The sequence below is a fragment of the Bradyrhizobium sp. UFLA05-125 genome (genome assembly GCF_059803515.1).
The window spans coordinates 20,574-37,639 of record NZ_JBANBJ010000053.1; the positions used below are offsets into that span (position 1 = coordinate 20,574).

Sequence of the window (17,066 nt, forward strand, 5' to 3'; positions counted from 1 at the left end):
CTGCTAGGTAAATGAATGTTTCCCACGCCCGCCTGAAAGTCGTTTGGGTGCTATTTTTACAGTCGTTCCAGTGTTAATCGCGTCTCTCTGTTCACAGAAAAAGCGTTCACATCTTGGTGTGAACGCGAGTGTGGCGCGCCAACTTTTTGTCACCGCATTGATGCCACAATTGCGCCAGCGCTGTTCCACAATGCGGCTCGTTCACACCGCTCGCTCACACCGGAAGTGATTCTGGTCGAACGACGTCATTGGCGAGCGCGCCAAACAGTCTTGGCGAAACATCGAATCCAGGACCTTCTGGGATCTTGAGGTTGATGGATCCCCTCGTTCGATTTCTGCACCGGGGGCGTGGTCAGTGCCCCATGCCTGGCATCACCTTGCCGTTGAAGATTTCGGGGTTGGGGGGACCTTCGACGCTCAGGATGCCCGACAGCCCGCGCTCCACCCGCGCGAGCGCATGATCCACCAGCGTGTAGTTGCCCGGCACCTGTGCCCTAAATTCAGTGATAGCCGCTCCGCCCGGCGCCACGGTGACCGTCTGAATTCCCTCAAGCGGCGGGCTTTGAAGTCCGCCAGCCGTGTAGACTCTGTCGAAGATCGTCCCGATGACGTGGAATGACGATGTATAGTTCGGCCCGCCGACACCGAAAAAAACGCGCACGGTTTCGCCGACCTTTCCCTGCAAGGGGTGGAGACGAGACAGCGCTCCGACTGAGCCATTGAAGACGAAGTATTCCGGACGTTCGTTCAGAAGCTTCTCCACGCTGAACTCTGCGCTTCCCCGCTGGCCATAGGGCATGTCGGAATAGATTTCCCCCTGCATGATGTAGAACTCGCGATCCACTCGCGCCATGCCGCTCTCGGGCTCCACAAGGATCATGCCGTACATGCCGTTTGCAATATGCTCGGCGACCATTGGAGTGGCGCAGTGGTAGACATAGAGGCCTGGCACCAGCGCCTTCCACGTCATTGATTTCTCCTGGCCGGGATCGACCTGAAGTACCGCTGCGCCGCCACCCGGGCCCGTCGCGGCGTGGAAATCGACTGAATGGATCATCGAGCTGTCGGCGGAATTCTTCAGATGAATGTCGATGGTGTCGCCGACACGCACCCGGATCATCGGGCCCGGCACCTTGCCGTTGAAGGTCCAGTAGCCGAACGTCGTTCCTTCCGCGAGCCGGCCTTCGAGCTCGACGCTCAAGAGGTCGACACGCACGGTTTGCGGATCGCGTTTGCCGACCGGCGGCGGCACGTCAGTGGGCTCGCGCGAGATATCGGCTTCCACCACCGTCTGAGGCGGCGGGCGCGGGGTGACGAGGAACTGACCTTCCATGCCGGCTTGCCGATGGCCGGGCACGCTGCAAAAATAAACGAAGTCCCCGGACTTATCGGCGCGGAATGCGATCGTCGTGCTTGCGCCCTTTCCGGTAACGCGTGGCGAGGTGGTGTTCTGGTCGGGAAAGGCGATATCGTGCTGCGCCCCTTCGCCATTGATCAGAGTGAGTTGAACCACCTGTCCCTCAACGGCGGTCAGGACCGGATTGACCTTGCCGTCGATCGCGCCACCCTCGCCGATAAAGACCATACGCCCATCCGCAATCCCCGAATGCAGCGTGTATCGCGCGTCGGGAATGTAAGTGATGTCGGTGCCGGGTGCGCCTTGCGCCGCCTGCGTCTGGGCCGGCTGTGGCGTGGGCGACGCCGCAGCCTGCGAAGGTTGCTGCGCGGTGGCTGCGGGCTGCGCGCCGCCTGCGAGATACGCGATCACGTCGGCCCGGTCATGATCGGTCTTAAGGCCAGGAAATGGCATCTTGTTGCCCGGCACGACCTTCGCCGGGTCGGTCAGGTATTGGTCGAGCGTCTGCGCACTCCACACGATATCGGCCGATTTCATCGCGGGCGAATAGTTGTAACCGGCTTCCGTGCCGGCCTTGCGGCCGATGACGCCGGCCAGCGACGGGCCGAGCATGTTCTTGCCGGGCTCGATGGAATGGCAGGCCTGGCACTTCCGGAAAACCAGACGGCCTGCCGTAGCATCGCCGCCACCCGGCACGGCATTCGAGGTGGCGGTTGTAGCATTAGACGCGGGCGGCGGAGCGTTGGGGCCGGGCGCCGCAGGTGACTGTCCGGTCGTTGCGCTCACCTGCGGCCTGTTGCCCTGTGCCATATGGTCATGAGCGGATGGTGATGGGGTGACTGGCTGTGATGGCGCTGCGCCTGGCGACGGGGGGTTCGCCGCCATTTGGTTATCGGCGGAAGGCGAGGCAGCGGCGGCCGGAGATGGCGCGGCTGCGTTCGCGGATGGCTTTGGGGGCGGCGCGGGATTGTTCTGATCGGCCGGCGGCTGAGCAGGCGCCTTGCCCGATTGAGCGAGCTGCTGCGCAGGCTGCTTCGCGCTGGCGCCTTGTGGCGACGGCGTCTCGGTCGAGGCCACGGCAGGTTGGCCCCGATTGCGACCTTGATCCGACGAGGCGGCTTGATCCGAAGTGGGGGCTGCGGCAGGCGGCGGGTTCGTCGATGAAGACAGGCGTCCGACCAGATAGATCCCGCCCAAAATCACGGCCAGCCCGACAATGAAAACAGACGATGCCCGCCAGACGGCGCGAATTTGTTCCCACATCCTGAAACCTGCTGCTTTGTCCGGCGCTCGTCGGAAGTATCGCTGCAACGCATCGGTCTCGTTTGATCTAAATCAACGGCGCAGGGTCGCTCCGACCGATTGCAACGTGTCCGCTCGGCTTTCACACTTGGCCGTTGCCCCTACGCCCTAGACCGGCGTGTAGATGACGAGCTTCAACGCGGGATCGTCATTGGCCTGAAAGCTCGTGTGCTCGAAATGAGGCACCAGCTATTCGATCAGTTCATCGGCGCTGACCAGCAAACTTTCCGGCACATTCAGTCCGAGCGCCTTGGCTGTCTTTTGATTGATCGCAAGTACAAATTTGGCCGGCTGCTCGACCGGTAGATCGGCCGGCTTTGTCCCCTTGAGGATGCGATCGACAAAATAGGCCTGGCGTCGACTGGCAACCAGGATATCGGCACCATACGACATCAACATCCCGCCTTTTACGGCTTCCTTGTCGAAGAAGAGTGTCGGCAATCGTCTCTGCATCGCGACACGGGCAATCTGGTTGGAGAGTCCATCAAAAAGTGGAGTCGGCAGGAGGACAACGGCCTCTGCCTGCGCATTCGCTGCAGTCTCCAATGCACCATCGATGGCATCGGCATTGCGCGCTTCCAGGACTTGAAGATTGAACCCCAATCCTGTGGCAGCGGTCCGCGATTCTTCGACTGAGAAATGCGCCGCTGGATCGTCGGGGTTCCAGATCACTGCAACTCTGGTGATGCCCGGGACTGCTTGCTTGAGGAATTGGAGGCGCTTGCCGCTGACCTCCGGACCGAGCAGGCTGACGCCGGTGACATTGCCGCCGGGCTTGGCGAGACTTGCAACAAATCCGAGGCCAACCGGATTGGTACTCATCGTGACGATTGGAATCGTCTTTGTTTGGTTGAAGGCCGCGCGTGTTGTTTGCGAGCTGTTGGCTACAATGACGTCGACTTTGAGAGCGATCAATTCGGCGGCAAATCCGTCCAACTGGCCAGGCTTTTTGGCCGGGCCCCGATATTCGACGAAGAGGTTCTGTCCCTCGACATAGCCGAAGTCGCGCAGCCCATCGCGAAACGCATCCTCAATTCGGCTGTTCCCGATCGACAGCCAGCCGATCCGCGGCTGCCCCGGTGCTTGCTGTGCGCGAACCCCCGAGGATCGGGTAATGGCCATGCCGGCGAGGGCCACGATAAATTCGCGCCGCTTCATAACCCTTCCCCGTTGAAACTCATAAGACACAGCCTAAAGCATTTCACATTTCGTTCACATGACGGTTCTGTCGTAAATTCAGGCACCCGCTGTCCGAACTGGGGCGAAAGCGTCATCGCTCTGACTGATCGCAACAGTTCCGTGCAGCCTTCAGAGGGCCGATGCTTGGCCCTGGAGACCTTACGCCCTAGACCGGCGTGTAGATGACGAGCTTCAACGCGGGATCGTCATTGGCCTGAAAGCTCGTGTGCTCGAAATGGAGCACGCCCTTTGTGGGGTGAGACATTGTCTTGCGGCCCGAGGCGGTGCTGCGGATCTCGTGCGCTTCCCACCATTTGACGAATTCCGGACTGCCCTGCCGCAGCCGCGCAAGCAATTCGGCGAATGCGGGATCGCCTGCCCAGACGTCGTGGGTGGCGCGAAACATCGCCACCATGCCCTTGGCCACGTCCGCCCAGCTCGTACCGTAAGACTTTCGCGTCTGCTTGCTGGTCATCATGAGGAGCAGCGTGTTGCGATCCTCCTCACGAAGCCGCCCGAACGCAAAAACCTCCTCGGCGGCATCGTTCCAGGCGAGCACGTCCCAGCGTCGCCCGGTGATGTAGGCCGGCTGCTTCAAGCTCTCGATCAGCCGCAAGATCGGCGGCGGCACGACCTCACGCACGAACGGGCGCTTCTCGCCGTCGCGCGCCAGTGCCTTCAGATGCGCGTGCTCGGTCTTGCTGAGGCGCAGCGCGCGGGCCAGCGCATCGATCGTGGTGACCGACGGGCTCACGGTGCGGCCCTGCTCGAGGCGGATGTACCAGTCGACACCGATGCCTGCGAGCTGCGCCACCTCCTCGCGCCGCAGCCCCGCCGTGCGCCGCCTTTGGCCCAACGGAAGGCCGACGGATTTCGGCGTCAGCTTCTCGCGGCGCGAGCGCAGGAAATCGCCGAATTCGACACGTCGGGGATCGGCCATGATCTCACTCCGCCTGTTATGCAGGGCCTCCACAATACTAGGATAATACCAGGCCTTCATGTGCCTTCCAAGGCAGGCATATTCTGTTCAGCTCGAATGCGAGGTGAACAATCATGAAAGCCGCCATCCTCAAATCCCTGGGAACACCGCTCGTCATCGAGGAGGTTCCCGCTCCCGTGCTCGGCACCGGCGAGGTCATCGTCGACGTCGTCGCCACCCGCGTGCTGCCGTATCTGAACGAGGTCTTCAGCGGCGCGCGCAACTACGCGCTCGATCTGCCCGTGATCCCCGGCCCCGGCGGTATCGGCCGTGTCCGCGCCATCGGACCGGATGCAACGAAACTCGCCGCGGGCGACTGGGTGTTCTGCGATCCGACCGTTCGCTCGCGCGACGACGCGATCTCGCCCGACATAACGCTACAAGCCCTGAGCGCACGTGACGAAGGCGGCATGAAGCTGCAAAGGCATTTTCGTCACGGCTCGTTCGCCGAGCAGATGAGGGTGCCGACGGAGAACGTGAAGCGGCTCGGCGAGATCACCTCCGTCGAGGCCACGCAATGGTGCGCACTTGGCACCATGCTCGTGCCCTATGGCGGCTTCCTCGCGGCCGACCTCAAGCCCGGCGAGACCGTACTGGTCAGCGGCGCCACCGGGAATTTCGGCAGCGCCGCCGTGGCCGTGGCACTCGCCATGGGCGCGGCTTGTGTCGTGGCGCCAGGGCGCAACGAAAACATCCTCGCCGATCTCGTGCGGCGCTATGGCCCGCGCGTCAGACCCGTAAAGCTCAGCGGCAACGAGAGCGACGACCGCGAGCAGATGGAGCGCGCAGCGCCCGGGCCGATCGATTGCGTGTTCGACATCATGCCGCCCTCGGTCAGTCCCACGGTAGTGCGCGCGGCGATCATGACGGTGCGTGCCTATGGCCGCGTCGTGTTGATGGGCGGCGTCGGCATGGCCGGTGGACCCGGGCTGGAGCTGCCCTACCCCTGGATCATGCGCAATTGCGTCACCATCCACGGCGTCTGGATGTATCCGCCGGATGCGGCGGTCCGCCTGATCGCGCTCGTGCGCGCCGGGCTCTTGCGCCTCGATCACTACGAGACGACGTCGTTCGATCTCGACCGCGCCAACGAGGCGGTCGCGCACGCCGCGGCCCATGCCGGTCCGTTCAAGATGACGGTCATCCGGCCGTAACCCATCCCACATGCTGCGAGAATGGCATCTTGCCGGTGATTTGCCCGACGCGTCAATTGATTTCGTAAAATGCGAAAAGCGAACGCCGGCGGTCAGCGGCTACTTTGCATGGGGTTGTTTTCGAGATTCTAGTCGAGCTCGACCACCTGGCCGTTGGAAAGCGACACCCGCCGGTCCATGCGGCCGGCGAGCTCCATGTTGTGGGTCGCGATCAGCATCGAGACCTGGGTCGCCTTCACGAGCTGCATCAGGGCCTGGAACACGTGTTCGGCGGTGCCAGGATCGAGGTTGCCGGTCGGCTCGTCCGCGAACAGTACCCGCGGTGCATTGGCGACCGCGCGGGCGATCGCGACGCGCTGCTGCTCGCCGCCAGACAGCTCAGCCGGGCGATGGGTGATGCGGTCGCCGAGCCCGAGATAGGACAGGATGTCCTTGGCGCGCTTGACGCTCTCGGATCGCTTCAGGCCGCGGATCATCTGCGGCAGCATGACGTTCTCCAGTGCCGAGAACTCCGGCAGCAGCCGGTGCGACTGGTAGACGAAGCCGATCTCGGTGCGGCGAAGCTGTGTGCGCTCGATGTCGGGCAGTTGCGAGGTCGGGGAGCCCCCGACATAGACCTCGCCGGAGTCGGGCGCCTCCAGCAGGCCCGCGATGTGCAGCAGCGTCGACTTGCCCGAGCCCGACGGCGCCACCAGCGCCACCGACTGTCCAGGCCACAGCGCGAGCTTGGCGCCGTCCAGGATGGTCAGCACGTTCTCACCCTGCACGTACTGCCGCTTTATCTCGTGGAGATAAATGACTGGCACATCTTCCGCCCCCTGCTCCATCAGCCCCTCACTCGTACCGGAGCGCTTCGACGGGATCGAGACGCGCGGCGCGCCAGGACGGGTAGAGCGTCGCAAGGAACGACAGCGTCAGGGCCATGATCACGACCGCCGTGGTCTCGCCGACGTCGATCTCGGCTGGCAGGCGCGACAGGAAATAGAGCTCCGGCGAGAACAGTTCCGTGCTGGTGAGCCATGACAGGAACTGCCGGATCGATTCGATATTGAGGCAGATGACGAGCCCAACGAAGAAGCCGACGAGCGTGCCGACCACGCCGATCGAGGCGCCCGTGATCAGGAAGATCCGCATGATCGACCCTTGCGAGGCGCCCATCGTGCGCAGGATCGCGATGTCGCTGCCCTTGTCCTTCACCAGCATGATCAGGCCGGAGACGATGTTGAGCGCAGCCACCAGCACGATCATGGTGAGGATCAGGAACATCACGTTGCGCTCGACCTGGAGCGCGTTGAAGAAGGTCGAGTTGCGCTGTCGCCAGTCGACCAGGAACACCGGCCGACCAGCTGCCTCCGTTACCGACTTGCGAAACGCGTCTATGCGATCGGGATTGGTGGTGAACACCTCGATCGCGGTGACGTCGTTGTTGCGGTTGAAATAGGCCTGCGCCTCGGGGAGCGGCATGAAGACGAAGCCGGCGTCATATTCGGACATGCCGATCTCGAACACCGCGACGATCTTGTACGGCTTGATCCGCGGCGTCGTGCCCATCGGCGTGACCGCGCCCTTCGGCGCCACCAGGGTGACGCTGTCGCCGGCATGCAGCGACAATTGATCCGCGAGCCGCCGGCCGATCGCAACGCCCTGCCCTTCGTCAAAGTTCTCGATCGAGCCCTGCTTGATGTTCTTGGCGATCGAAGTGAGGTTGTTCAGGTCATCGGCGCGAATGCCGCGCACCAGCACGCCGGAGGCATTGAACGGCGAGGAGGCTAGCGCCTGGCCGTCGACCACGGGCGCGGCGAGCCGCACGCCGTCGACCATGCTGATGCGCTCGGCGACGTCCTTCCAGTCGGTCAGCGGCGATTCCAGCGGCTGCACCAGGATATGGCCGTTGAGGCCGAGGATCTTGTCGAGCAGCTCTTTCCGGAAGCCGTTCATGACGGCCATGACGATGATCAGCGTGGCGACGCCAAGCATGATGCCGAGGAAGGAGAACCCGGCGATGACCGAGATGAATCCTTCCTTGCGACGCGCCCGCAGGTAACGCGCCGATAACATCCATTCGAATGGCGCGAAGGGCGCGGTTTGCACAGACTCGGTCATGGTCTCATCCATCGCTCGATAATCCCATGATTCGGGGTCAATTGTGGCCGGATTGCCTGCCCCGCAATCGTGCGGTGGATAATATTCAGCCGATCAGGCGAGCGACCGCCTCGGCCGGCGACATGGTCTCGCGCGAGCCGTCGGCGCGCCGCTTGATCTCGACCTTGCCGTCGGCGAGCCCCTTCGGCCCGATCATGATCTGCCAGGGGATGCCGATCAGGTCGGCGGCAGCGAATTTGGCGCCGGCGCGCTGGTCGGTGTCGTCATAGAGCACGTCGACGCCCTTGGCCTGGAGTTCGGCATAGAGCTTTTCGCAGGCCGCATCCACGGCGGTATCGCCCTGCTTGAGGTTGAGCACGACGGCGCGGAACGGCGCCACCGCTTCCGGCCATTTGATGCCGGCCTCGTCATGGCAGGCCTCGATGATGGCACCGACGAGGCGCGAGACGCCGACGCCGTAGGAGCCGCCGTGGATCGGCACGTCGACGCCGTCGGGCCCCGCCACCATCGCCTTCATCGGCTCGGAATATTTGGTGCCGAAATAGAAGATCTGGCCGACCTCGATGCCGCGGGTATTAAGCCGCTTGGCTTCGGGCACCTCCTGCTCGAAGCGCGCGGTGTCGTGCACGTCTTCGGTCGCGGCATAGACCGAGGTCCACTGCTTGATGATCGGCGTAAGATCACTCTCGTAGTCGACGTCCTCACCAGGCACCGGCAGATCGAGCACGTCGCGATTGATGAAAACGCCGGACTCGCCGGTCTCGGCGAGCACGATGAATTCGTGACTGAGATCGCCGCCGATCGGGCCGGTCTCGGCACGCATCGGGATCGCCTTCAGCCCCATCCGTGCGAAGGTGCGCAAATACGCGACGAACATCTTGTTGTAGGCGACGCGCGCGGCCGCCTCGTTGAGATCGAAGGAATAGGCATCCTTCATCAGGAATTCGCGGCCGCGCATCACGCCGAAGCGAGGACGTTGCTCGTCGCGGAACTTCCATTGAATATGATAGAGATTGAGCGGCAGGTTCTTGTAGGACTTCACATAGGCGCGGAAGATCTCGGTGATCATTTCCTCGTTGGTCGGCCCGTACAGGAGCTCGCGCTTGTGGCGGTCGGCGATGCGCAGCATCTCCGGACCATAGGCATCATAGCGGCCGCTCTCGCGCCAGAGATCGGCAAGCTGCAAGGTCGGCATCAACACCTCGATCGCGCCGGAGCGATCCTGCTCCTCGCGCACGATCTGCTCGATCTTCTTCAGCACGCGGAAGCCGAGCGGCAGCCAGGCATAGATGCCGGCGGCCTCCTGCCTGATCATGCCTGCGCGCAGCATCAGGCGATGCGAGACGATCTCCGCCTCTTTCGGATTTTCTTTCAGGATGGGCAGAAAGAACCGCGACAACCGCATGGATACACTCGAAGAATCAGTGAGGGGTTGCAGTGAAACCGGATTGGGAGCGAAAACACAAGGCCGGGAATGAGGAAAACGCGCTAACGCGACGAAATTCCTGTCATTTTTCTGTTTCCTTGAGGTCCCGCATGAAGATGACCTTGCGCCGTTTCGGAACCCGGAGGCGAGGCCTTCAGCGCGGCGGGACCTCGAGCTCGTCCTCGAGCGTGATCTTCTCGAAATCGGTCACCAGCGCGTCGATGCGCACATGCCAGCGGCCGGCGAATGGCAGCTCGACCTTGCGCACGTGCCAGTAGCCGTCGGTGCCGAGCTCGGCGGCGTATTCGATCGGCTCGATGCCGCGCTCCGGCAGGCTCAGCGTCAGCGTCGCCTCCTTCGCCTGGAGAGGCGTCGCCTCCCCGGTCATGAGCTGGAGGACAAAGTCGTCGGTGCCGGTTTTGCCGGGCGACACGAGGACCTGGAACATCGCCTTCTCGCCGTGGATATGGATCGCCAGCGGCGTCTCCGGGACAATCGTGCGCGGCGGCGGCGTAAAGCGCCAACCGGCGACGAGGGCGAAGATGGCAAGCGCAAGCACGCATTCGGCTATGATCGAGCGCCTGAGAGCAGGGGCTGCCTTGAGGCTCTTGGCCAGTGCCGGCGTCAAGCGAAAGCGATTCAGTGCGGCGAGCGCCAGCAGCGCGGCGACCAGCGCGAGCTTGATCGAAAGGATGACGCCGTACCTGGTCTCGACCAGGGCAGTAAAGCTCTCAAGCTGAATGCTCGCCAGCGTCAGGCCCGTCAGCGCCAGGATGGCCACAACAGGCACGGCAACGCGGGAGAACCGGTTCAAGATCGGCAATGTGGCGGTGGTCGGTCTCGACACAAGGACGGCCAGCGGCGCCAGGGCGCCGGTCCAGAACGCGATGCCGAGGCCGTGAAGGAAGACCCCCGGCCGGGTCAGCGCCTCCGGCGGTGCAGTCGCGGCGTGGCCGGTGCAGGCGAGCGACAGGCCGACGCCGGCGAGCGCGATGGCCGAAAGAACCCGCGCGCCCTGCCCTCCGCGCAGCGCGATGCCAGCAACCAGCATCGCGGCCGTCGCGATCAGAAGCGCGGGGCCGGCACTCGTCGTGAATGCAACGAGGCGATCGCGCTCAGCACGCCTACGACAAGCGCCGCACGCGGCAGAAGCATTCCATTCGCCGACCGCGCGATCCAGACCGCAAAGAACACGCCGCCGACGCCCGCGAAGAGCCCGAGATAGAGCCCTAGCCGCGTCAGCCAGATCAGTGCGTTCACGCCGCCATCGGCAGCCGCGGGGACTTGCGTCGCGGATGGCGCGCCGATCGAGAAGATGACCGATCCCGCGACGGGATGGCCGTCCTGCGAGATCACGCGATAGCTGACGACCGAAGTGCCTTGCGGCAGATCCTGCGGCACCGCGATCGAAATGGTCTCACCGGATGCGCTGACGCGCGCCTCCTCGCGCGCCTTTCCGGTCCCGTCGATCAGCCGAATCGCGCCAGGCCTCACCGCCTCGTTGAAGCGCAGCTCGACACTCTTCGGCGCGCTCGCAATGATGCTGCCATTGGCCGGCTCGACGGAGACCAGCGCCGCATGCGCCCACGCACCGGTCGCAAACCCGATGCAGAGCAGCAGCGTCGCGAGCGCGGCGAGGACGCGCATCAGGGCTTTGGCAGCAGCTTCAGGCCGGGCGCGGGCGATTTGCCCTCATGCGAATTGGCCGCCCCCTCCGCAGGGATCTCGATCCAGCGGCTGACGCCCTTCTCGCACTCCTGCACGACTGGAAAATACAGCGTCGTGTTCGGCTTCAGGCTTTCGGTGAGAAATGTGCTGATCACGAACTCATCATAGTTGTGATCCGGTAACTTGCCGCCCGACCACACCACTTCCTTAGGCCCGGAAGAGACCTTGTTGCCGTGATAGTCGTATTCGCCCGCGTACTTGCCCTCGACGACGTCGACGCTCCAGCCAGCCTTTGGCATCGGCTTCACGGCGATGACGCCTTCAGGGATCTGCACGCGGATCTTCACCGTCGGCGAGCCGGCACAGCCATGCGGCACGGCAAACACGGCCTTGTAGGACGCGCCGACAGTCGCCTGCTTGGTCTCCAGCGAGATATGCGCGCTTGCGGACGAGCCCGCCAGCGCGCATGCCGCCATCGTGGTGGCGTAAATCAAACCTTTTCGCATTGGAGCCTCACTTGCTCACAGATTCATTGCAGCGCCAGCCGCCTTTGCCGCGGCTTCCGCTTCACGAATGAGGTCCTGCCGCCGCTTCAAGACGTCGCTCACCAGCGCAGGACCGGCATGCTCAGGCGATCCGGAATCGAAGGGCGGCTTAGGATCGTACTCGATCACCAGCTGGATTCGCCGCGCAGCCTCCTCGCCCGCAAGCTGCGCCGCGATCGCGAGCGCAAAGTCGATGCCAGCCGTCACGCCGGCACCTGTCACCCGGTTGCGATCCTCGACCACGCGATCCCTGCGTACGACCGCGCCCATATGCGCCAGCAGATCGCGAACGTACCAGTGCGAAGTGGCCTGATAACCCCTGAGCAGACCCGCAGCGCCAAGCAGGAGCGAGCCAGTACACACGCTTGCGACGAGGCGCGCGGCTTCACCCTGCTGCTTGAGGAATTCGACGGTCTCACGGTCCTGCATCGCAGCGACCGTTCCCTTCAGGCCTCCGGGCACGAACAACACGTCGAACATCTTCGGCGCGTTCTGGAAGCTTACCGTCGGCGCAACGGGCAAGCGGACATCGGTCGTGACCGGCTGCTCGGTTTTGCCAATCAGGTGGACCTCCGCCTGCATGATGCTGAACACGGTGAGCGGGCCGGCCAGATCAAGCAGGATCATGTCGGAATAGATCAACAGGCCCACGCGCGGGCGAGCGGGCGACGCCGGCTGCGCAAGCGCGGCCGGCGCGACGAGGTTGAGCAAGGACGCGGCCGCCAACGTCGTGTTGAATTCCCTTCGATCCATGCACTTGCTCCAAAAACGTCAGCGAACGAGGACGGGCGAGACGAGATCGACTTGATCCGCGTGCCGCAGAAGCGGAAAGGCTCAATGGTTTGATAAACACCACACCCTTACATCTTCATCCCTGAGTGATCCGGCGATTTCTGCATATCCATGCGTCCGCCATGCTCGCCACCCGGTGCTGGCGCGCCGACGGCCTGGACATCGAGGGTGACGGCTATCTTGCCGGCCTTCTCGAACTGAAGCGTGACCGGGACCTTGTCGCCCTGCTTGAGCGGCCCCTTCAGCTCCTGCATCATCAGATGATAGCCGCCCGGCGCCAGCTTCACGGTCTTTCCCGGCTCGATCGCGAGACCCTTGTCGAGCGGGCGCATTTTCATCACGCCGTTGTCCATCGCCATCTCGTGGACCTCGATTTTGCCGGCGATCTCGGCCGAGACGCTGATCAGCCTATCCGGCGCACTCCCCTTGTTCTCGATCGTCAGATAGCCGCCGGCGACCTTTGCTCCGCCTGGCGTGGCCCTGCTCCAGGCCTGCGTGATGACGAGGTCGCCGGCCTTGACGTCGTCGGCGCGGCCGGGTGTGCCGAACGCCAATGCCGAGAGCGCTGCAAGCGCGAGGATGCGTGAGAGCTTGTTCATGTGGCTAGCCTTTCTTTTCATCGTTGCGCCATCCCACCCGTCAGAACGCGTACTTGCCGGCAAGAACGAAGGTTCGTCCCGGAAACGGATGGAACAGGAAGTACTGGTAGTTGAAGAGATTATCGATGCCGAAATCGAACGAGAAATTCTTCGTCGCATTGTAGTGGATTTTCATGTCGACGACGAAGAACGGATCGAACGCCTGGTACACGTGGGGAACGACGTCGGTATTGTCGAGGGTCGCATACTGCTTGCCGGTGTAGCGCGCGGCAACGGTGTAGACCCAGCTCTCGTTCTGACGATAGCTGACGCCGACTTTCGCGCGCGAGTCCGGAACATAGGGCACGCGTTTGCCGATGACAGTGGTCGCTCCTGCCCAGGTTGGATCCGAAATGATCCTGGAATCGACGTAAGTGACGCTGCCAAAGAGCTGCAGGCCGCTGATCAGGAGGTTGTCCTTGTCGGCCGACAATTCGACGCCTCGCATGCGGATAGCGGCGACGTTGCTGACCGCCGTCTGAAACGACTGGTTTCCGGACACGTCAGTCACGGTGGTCGTCTGCGAGATCAGCGCGTTGTTCGTGCGTTCGCCGAAGACCGTGAACCTGATCCGGCCGTCCTGCCAACGTCGTTCGAGATTGAGTTCGCCGGTGAAATCCTGCTCGGGCGCGAGCAGCGGATTGGCAAGGTAAGTGATGTTGCTGACGGAAATGTTCTGATAAAGCTCCGTCACCGTCGGGTAGCGATACGCCTCGCCGAAATTCGCAGTGATGTTCCAATCCTTGTTGGGGTCATACGAGAGCGAGACCTTCGGCGAGAAGTTGGTCGACGATAGCGACGGCTGTTGCGTGGTCGTCACCGACGTGATGGCACCGGCGCCCGTCGCCGTCGTGTTGACGTTGAGGCCATCGAGGGCCTGCCAACTCTCCAATCGTCCGCCGAGAGTCAGCTTGACGTTCGGTGTGATCTTCCAGGCGTCATGAACCCAGAGCGCCTCGGTTCGCGTCTCGCCGACACCCGTTGAGTAGAGCAGCCCGTTCCCCGTCGAGGGAGCCGCATACCAAACCGTGGAGGCAAAGACAGGGTTCTCGAGCCTGTAGCGGTCGCCGTGAACGCCGAAGCTCACCTCATGCGAACCGTCGATCCCGTCGGGACGCCAGATGCCCTTGGCATCGGCGTTCTGCCAGTTGGTGCCGTCCATGCGCGTTACCTTGCCGTTCAGCGAGTAGCCGAGCCCGGGCGACGCGACGACGGTGTACGGGTTGAGAAGAGTATCCTGAAGGTAATTGTAGCTCGATGCCGAAAGCTCAAAATCGAAGACGCCCTTGGTATCGCTCCGGAGCGAGATGGCGTTGCTCACATGAAGCTCGTCCCAGGTGTATTTGTTGGGAGCAAATCCCGAGAGGCCCGCAAATGTCGGCTGGCCCGTCACGGTCGATCGCAGATAGGCCTGCGGCTCCGAGGTCTGGTGATTGTTCCAGACCGCGAACGAATAGGTCGCCTGCACCAGCGGGGTCAGGTCGTAGGCGAGCCTGACATTCCCCGACGTCTGCTGCGAGTGCGCCACCGCGCCGGCGCCGACGACATCGGCCACACCGCCGGTCCGGCTCGGTGCGATGAAGGTGCCTGTCGTCCTGGCCGGGACCGAGCCATTCGTCACATAGCTCAGCGGCTGCTGATAGCTGTCACGATAGTTCGCGCTGATGAGCCATGAAAGCGCACCGTCGCGATTGCCTGCAGCCGCACTGGTCTGGCTGGTGAGGTAGGTGCTCATGGTACCGTACTGGCTCCAAGGCATCACCGAGACCGTTTCCTTGGCTGTCGCAAACGGCTTGTCCGGCATCTTCGACGTGATCAGCAGCACGCCGCCGATCGAGTTGCCGGGATAGGCCGCGGCGAACGGACCGTTGAGATAGTCGACCCGGCCGATCGCCTCCGGCACGATCAGATTCCACTTCGGCGAGGCGCCCGAGTTGTTGTTTCCGATCAGCGCCGAAATCAGGAGATCGTCGTAATAGATCAGCGTGCGCGCGCTGGAATTGAGCCCCCAGCTTCGCGTCGCCAGCACCGCCTGGTTGTCGCCGTCGTGCCGTTTCCGCACGAACAGGCTCGGCATGTATTTGACGGCATCCTCGGGGTCTTTGAGGTTGATCGTCTCATCGATCTCCTTGGCAGTGATGCTGAACGAGGTTTGCGGAAGCTGATAGCGCGCCACGGCCGGCGGGGTCTCCAGCGAGGCGCGAGCGGTGCCCTGCCCGCTGGTGGCGACGGCCGCAGGCGGCCCTTCCACAGGGCTTGCAGGATTCGCGCTCCGGTTTCGCGCTGCCGCGGATTGGACGGCCGGCTTGGGCGGCTTATGTGGTGCCGCAATTGGCGCATCGACCGTCACCGGCGGCAATGCGTTTTCGCTGCTCTGGGCAGCGGCTCCGCCTATCGACGTAAGCAGCGCGGCCTGGACGGCAACGACACTCACGCCACAGCGGGCATGGCGAAGTAACATGGAAATGTCCTGACGCCGGCTTTCTCTCCGGCCAATCGACAGCATCAGCCACCGGCGGACGCGCCGCGGCGATCACAGGAGTGTCGTCAGGAAAATCGAGGTGGTGCGCGTGCCTGCGCGTTGGAGCCGCCGCGAGGCACGGCGACACGATCTGCCCCGTCGTGCCACACCACACATTCGGCAGATCGTAAAGATGTCGCAAAGACGGTCTGCGGCGCATCGAGAGATGCGCTCGCCTGTGCCAGGCAGCAGAGCGAGCAAGCGCCTGCATGTGAGCCGAGTGCACCGGTCCGGTCGTCAATGCCTGCACCTGAACCGCCGTTGGCATGGCAGATCACGGCGCTCTGAAGCGGATCGGCGACCGCAACGCCGGCTGCCCAGCAGGCGGCAATCGGCGCCAGCACCTGCATCGCCAATGCGATCAGGACCAGGGGTAAATATTTGTGCAGCCGCGCCCGCATCCGCCGAACCATTCGTTCGCTTACTAACTAGACGCCATTCGCCATGGAGTCGAGATCGCTCTTTCACGCGATTGACGCAGAACAACCATTCAATTCACCAAGTGTATCGCGGGATGCATTGTGCCAAGCCTCCCGACAATGCCGAGAATGGCAAGGCCAAGAGCAAGCTCGACGATGCTGGTTCGCGTAAGCCAGCGCAACGCGCCGCGCCCGGCTGGAGCAAGCCGCGGAGTCAGCACCAGCCGGTTGACCAGGGCGAGCACCAGCATAAACGTGAACAGGACAAGCTTGAGCAGCAGCAGCCGTCCATACTCGGTGACGACCAGCGCGTGAACCGAGCCCACTAGGATGGCGGCGTTGATGAATCCCGTGAGCAGCAGCATTGCCACGCTGACCATGCCCATGATCGAGAATCGGCCCACGACGTCACGGGTGAGCGAAATCGCCTTCTTTCGGCAGGCCGCGACCAGGAACAGGATTAATGACGCCAAGCCACCGATCCAGGCCGCGCTGGCCGCCAGATGCAGCGTATCCGCGGCAAGATGCAGGTACCCTGCCTCGCCGGCGATCGAGCCGGCATGGCCACACCAGGCAAGACTTGCGGCGAATGCGAGCGCGGCGGCAAATCCACCCCATCGCGCGATCGCCACGCGATCATAGACGAGGCAAGCCGCGAGACAGATCGCAAATCCTGCTCGAAGCATCGTCACCTGGCCGAACTGCGTTTCGTTGATCACCGTCGACAACACATCTGCGGACATTGCCTCATCGAGCGGCATCCCGCTCATCGAGGCGGCCTGAAGCATCAGCCAGATCGCGCCGGAGATCACCGCGAAGGCAAGACCGAGCCACGAGACCCATGAGGTGGGAGCACCGAACGACCCAGCCGCAGTCCCCTCCGAGCGCACGACCGGCGCAACGATGACGGTCCGAAATATCACGTCTCCAACCGTGATCGCGGTTGCCGCGAAGTGCACGGCGCGAGTTGCGACCAACGGCGC

The 17,066-nt window shown here is 63.2% G+C and carries 13 protein-coding genes and 1 pseudogene; 1 reads left to right on the forward strand and 13 read right to left on the reverse strand.

Annotation, left to right across the window (positions count from 1 at the left end; all coding sequences use genetic code 11):
• Positions 1–352: 352 nt before the first annotated feature.
• The 3 genes from nirK to SO156_RS32695 all read right to left on the reverse strand — a co-directional run bounded on the left by nirK (position 353) and on the right by SO156_RS32695 (position 4,778).
• Complete coding sequence (gene nirK, locus SO156_RS32685; protein ID WP_498537637.1) at positions 353–2,143, reverse strand: copper-containing nitrite reductase; 1,791 nt, start codon at positions 2,141–2,143, stop codon at positions 353–355.
• A gap of 705 nt (positions 2,144–2,848) precedes the next feature.
• Complete coding sequence (locus SO156_RS32690) at positions 2,849–3,817, reverse strand: ABC transporter substrate-binding protein (protein ID WP_498537638.1); 969 nt, start codon at positions 3,815–3,817, stop codon at positions 2,849–2,851.
• A gap of 187 nt (positions 3,818–4,004) precedes the next feature.
• Entirely contained in the window at positions 4,005–4,778 is a 774-nt protein-coding gene (locus tag SO156_RS32695) for a helix-turn-helix transcriptional regulator (protein ID WP_498537639.1), read from the reverse strand.
• Positions 4,779–4,891: 113 nt separating this feature from the next.
• On the opposite strand from SO156_RS32695, the gene SO156_RS32700 reads away from it, so the two are divergent.
• Positions 4,892–5,971 (forward strand): alcohol dehydrogenase catalytic domain-containing protein, encoded by a 1,080-nt coding sequence (locus SO156_RS32700; RefSeq protein WP_498537640.1) that lies wholly within the window; start codon positions 4,892–4,894, stop codon positions 5,969–5,971.
• Positions 5,972–6,099: 128 nt separating this feature from the next.
• On the opposite strand, the gene SO156_RS32705 is transcribed toward SO156_RS32700, so the two are convergent.
• The 10 genes and pseudogenes from SO156_RS32705 to copD all read right to left on the reverse strand — a co-directional run bounded on the left by SO156_RS32705 (position 6,100) and on the right by copD (position 17,060).
• Entirely contained in the window at positions 6,100–6,801 is a 702-nt protein-coding gene (locus SO156_RS32705; RefSeq protein WP_458147325.1) for an ABC transporter ATP-binding protein, read from the reverse strand.
• Between the two features lie 4 nt (positions 6,802–6,805).
• The gene (locus tag SO156_RS32710; protein ID WP_458147270.1) at positions 6,806–8,086 is read right to left on the reverse strand and encodes a lipoprotein-releasing ABC transporter permease subunit; all 1,281 of its coding nucleotides are present in this window, start codon (positions 8,084–8,086) and stop codon (positions 6,806–6,808) included.
• 73 nt (positions 8,087–8,159) lie between these two features.
• On the reverse strand, positions 8,160–9,479 hold the full coding sequence (gene proS, locus SO156_RS32715; protein WP_498537641.1) for a proline--tRNA ligase: 1,320 nt from the start codon (positions 9,477–9,479) through the stop codon (positions 8,160–8,162).
• A 175-nt stretch (positions 9,480–9,654) separates the two neighbouring features.
• Positions 9,655–11,147 (reverse strand): annotated as a pseudogene (locus SO156_RS32720) (copper resistance CopC/CopD family protein).
• Positions 11,147–11,674, reverse strand: a complete 528-nt coding sequence (locus SO156_RS32725; protein WP_458147273.1) for a YcnI family copper-binding membrane protein — start codon at positions 11,672–11,674, stop codon at positions 11,147–11,149. The pseudogene SO156_RS32720 and the gene SO156_RS32725 overlap by 1 nt, the downstream one beginning before the upstream one ends.
• Before the next feature lie 15 nt (positions 11,675–11,689).
• Positions 11,690–12,466: a DJ-1/PfpI family protein gene (locus tag SO156_RS32730; protein ID WP_498537642.1), complete on the reverse strand. Its 777-nt coding sequence runs from the start codon at positions 12,464–12,466 to the stop codon at positions 11,690–11,692.
• 107 nt (positions 12,467–12,573) lie between these two features.
• Entirely contained in the window at positions 12,574–13,104 is a 531-nt protein-coding gene (locus tag SO156_RS32735) for a copper chaperone PCu(A)C (protein ID WP_498537643.1), read from the reverse strand.
• Between the two features lie 40 nt (positions 13,105–13,144).
• A complete protein-coding gene (locus tag SO156_RS32740) occupies positions 13,145–15,604 on the reverse strand; it encodes a TonB-dependent receptor (protein WP_498537644.1) in 2,460 nt (819 codons plus the stop codon).
• An 86-nt stretch (positions 15,605–15,690) separates the two neighbouring features.
• Complete coding sequence (locus SO156_RS32745) at positions 15,691–16,077, reverse strand: DUF2946 family protein (protein ID WP_498537645.1); 387 nt, start codon at positions 16,075–16,077, stop codon at positions 15,691–15,693.
• A gap of 77 nt (positions 16,078–16,154) precedes the next feature.
• Positions 16,155–17,060: a copper homeostasis membrane protein CopD gene (gene copD / locus SO156_RS32750; protein ID WP_498537646.1), complete on the reverse strand. Its 906-nt coding sequence runs from the start codon at positions 17,058–17,060 to the stop codon at positions 16,155–16,157.
• Positions 17,061–17,066 lie beyond the last annotated feature (6 nt).

Bases quoted from the DNA above. Each gene is read 5' to 3' on its own strand.
- SO156_RS32695 (WP_498537639.1), bottom strand. From the start codon at position 4,778: ATGGCCGATCCCCGACGTGTCGAATTCGGCGATTTCCTGCGCTCGCGC.
- SO156_RS32730 (WP_498537642.1), bottom strand. From the start codon at position 12,466: ATGGATCGAAGGGAATTCAACACGACGTTGGCGGCCGCGTCCTTGCTC.
- SO156_RS32690 (WP_498537638.1), bottom strand. From the start codon at position 3,817: ATGAAGCGGCGCGAATTTATCGTGGCCCTCGCCGGCATGGCCATTACC.
- SO156_RS32740 (WP_498537644.1), bottom strand. From the start codon at position 15,604: ATGTTACTTCGCCATGCCCGCTGTGGCGTGAGTGTCGTTGCCGTCCAG.
- SO156_RS32725 (WP_458147273.1), bottom strand. From the start codon at position 11,674: ATGCGAAAAGGTTTGATTTACGCCACCACGATGGCGGCATGCGCGCTG.
- SO156_RS32735 (WP_498537643.1), bottom strand. From the start codon at position 13,104: ATGAACAAGCTCTCACGCATCCTCGCGCTTGCAGCGCTCTCGGCATTG.
- proS (WP_498537641.1), bottom strand. From the start codon at position 9,479: ATGCGGTTGTCGCGGTTCTTTCTGCCCATCCTGAAAGAAAATCCGAAA.
- SO156_RS32700 (WP_498537640.1), top strand. From the start codon at position 4,892: ATGAAAGCCGCCATCCTCAAATCCCTGGGAACACCGCTCGTCATCGAG.
- SO156_RS32710 (WP_458147270.1), bottom strand. From the start codon at position 8,086: ATGGATGAGACCATGACCGAGTCTGTGCAAACCGCGCCCTTCGCGCCA.
- SO156_RS32745 (WP_498537645.1), bottom strand. From the start codon at position 16,077: ATGGTTCGGCGGATGCGGGCGCGGCTGCACAAATATTTACCCCTGGTC.